Genomic DNA, 2,180 nt, shown 5'->3' with positions numbered 1-2,180 from the left:
GAGCCGGGCCCGCCGTCGTGGGCGCTCCGCCGAAATTGACCGGATCGCACACTTGCCCATCCCCGGGAAGGCCGACATATCATGGGCCGAACGAACGGTCGGTTGGGATTGGTGAAACGGATGACGGCACAACAGGCCACCGCGTCGGCCGCGCCCGGCGCTCTCCCCCCGCTGCAGGAGCACTTCGACGCGACGATCGCGCGCGACCAGCGGATCGAGCCGCGCGACTGGATGCCGGACGGCTACCGGTCCACGCTGATCCGGCAGATCGCCCAGCACGCCCACTCGGAGATCATCGGCATGCAGCCGGAAGGGGAGTGGATCACCCGCGCCCCGTCGCTGCGCCGCAAGGCCATCCTGTTCGCGAAGGTCCAGGACGAGGCCGGGCACGGCCTGTACCTGTACTCGGCCGCCGAGACCCTCGGCGCCGACCGCGCCGACCTCACCGAGCGGCTGATCGAGGGACGCCAGAAGTACTCGTCGATCTTCAACTACCCCACGCCGACCTTCGCCGACGTCGGCGTCATCGGCTGGTTCGTGGACGGCGCGGCGATCTGCAACCAGGTGCCGCTGTGCCGCAGCAGCTACGGGCCCTACGCGCGGGCCATGGTGCGGATCTGCAAGGAGGAGTCCTTCCACCAGCGGCAGGGCTACGAACTCCTGATGACGATGATGCGCGGCACCGACGCCCAGCGGGAGATGGTCCAGGACGCGGTGAACCGCTGGTGGTGGCCGTCGCTGATGATGTTCGGCCCGCCGGACGACAACTCGCCGAACTCGGCCTCCTCCATGGCGTGGAAGATCAAACGTCACAGCAACGACGAACTGCGCCGCCGCTTCGTCGACATGACCGTCCCGCAGGCCGAGAAGCTCGGCGTCACCCTCCCCGATCCCGAGCTGCGCTGGAACGAGGAGCTCGGCCGCCACGACTTCGGCACCCCCGACTGGTCGGAGCTGATGCGCGTCATCAAGGGCGACGGCCCCTGCAACGCGCAACGGGTGGAGAGGCGGCGCACCGCCCACGAGGAGGGCGCCTGGGTCAGGGAAGCGGCCGCCGCGCACGCGGCCAGGCAGGCGGCCCGCACGGAGAAGGGAACGGCGGCATGACCGGCAAGCAGCAGGGGTGGCCCCTGTACGAGGTGTTCGTGCGCGGCAAGCGCGGACTGAACCACGTCCACGTCGGCTCGCTGCACGCGGCGGACGACCGGATGGCCCTCACCCACGCCCGTGACCTGTACACGCGGCGCAACGAGGGGGTGTCGATATGGGTGGTGCGCTCCGAGCACATCGCCGCCTCCACCCGCGACGAGAAGGACCCCTTCTTCGCGCCCAGCGCGGACAAGGTGTACCGGCACCCCACCTTCTACGACATCCCCGACGACGTCCCGCACATCTAGGAGCAGGGTCATGAGTGACGACCACCTCTACATGACCCTCGCCGAGGGGCACGAGGACGACACCCGGTGGGCGTACGGCACCGGCTTCGAGGACCCGCTGCACGGCGTGGACACCACGGTCCCCGAGGACGTCGACGCCGCCGCGCTGGCCTCGCTGTGCGCCGCGCTCGGCGACGACGCGCTGGTGGGCGCGCAGCGCCTGGCCGAGTGGACGACCCGCGCCCCCGAGCTGGAGGAGGAGGTGGCGCTCGCCAACATCGGCCTCGACCTGCTCGGGCAGGCCCGTCTGCTGTACGCGCGCTGCGGCCGGACCGACGGCACGGGGCGCGGCGAGGACGCCTACGCGTACTTCCGCGACCCCGGTGAGTTCCGCAACGTCACCCTGGCCGAACTGCCCAACGGCGACTTCGCGTTCAGCATGGCGAGGCTGCTGGCGCTCTCCAGCTGGCGGCTGCACCACCTCGACGGCCTCACCGCGTCGCCCGACCCGGTGCTGCGGGCCATCGCCGCCAAGGGCGTCAAGGAGCTGACGTACCACCGCCGGTACGCGGCCGAGTGGGTCGTCCGGCTGGGCGACGGCACGGAGGAGTCGCACCGCCGGATGCGGGCCGGGATCGAGCGGGTGGCGCCGTACCTGGAGGAGCTGTTCGGCGCGTTCGACGCACGCGCCGAGGTCCTCGCCGACCTGCGGCAGGTCCTCGACGCGGCGGGTCTGGACCTCCCGGTGACCGCCCCGGCCGCCGCCGGGCCGGGCCGCGAGGGCCGGCACACCGAGCACCTCGC

General features: G+C 71.5%; 3 protein-coding genes. All 3 read left to right on the top strand.

Features of this window, described 5'->3' with window-relative positions; translation table 11 throughout:
• The first annotated feature begins 120 nt into the window (after positions 1-120).
• Positions 121-1,107, top strand: a complete 987-nt coding sequence (paaA, locus tag HW445_RS27965) for a 1,2-phenylacetyl-CoA epoxidase subunit PaaA (protein WP_180223649.1) — start codon at positions 121-123, stop codon at positions 1,105-1,107.
• A complete protein-coding gene (gene paaB, locus HW445_RS27960; protein WP_151775375.1) occupies positions 1,104-1,397 on the top strand; it encodes a 1,2-phenylacetyl-CoA epoxidase subunit PaaB in 294 nt (97 codons plus the stop codon). Before paaA ends, paaB begins: the two co-directional genes overlap by 4 nt.
• 10 nt (positions 1,398-1,407) lie before the next feature.
• A partial coding sequence (gene paaC, locus HW445_RS27955) for a 1,2-phenylacetyl-CoA epoxidase subunit PaaC (protein ID WP_180223648.1) occupies positions 1,408-2,180 on the top strand: 773 nt, incomplete at its 3' end.

This window comes from Streptomyces sp. UH6 (assembly GCF_013421635.1).
GTDB classification, from domain to species: Bacteria; Actinomycetota; Actinomycetes; order Streptomycetales; family Streptomycetaceae; genus Streptomyces; species Streptomyces abyssomicinicus.
Note: the sequence above shows the minus strand (reverse complement) of the source record. Positions and strands in the feature narration are given on the sequence as shown.

Bases quoted from the DNA above. Each gene is read 5' to 3' on its own strand.
- paaB (WP_151775375.1), top strand. From the start codon at position 1,104: ATGACCGGCAAGCAGCAGGGGTGGCCCCTGTACGAGGTGTTCGTGCGC.
- paaA (WP_180223649.1), top strand. From the start codon at position 121: ATGACGGCACAACAGGCCACCGCGTCGGCCGCGCCCGGCGCTCTCCCC.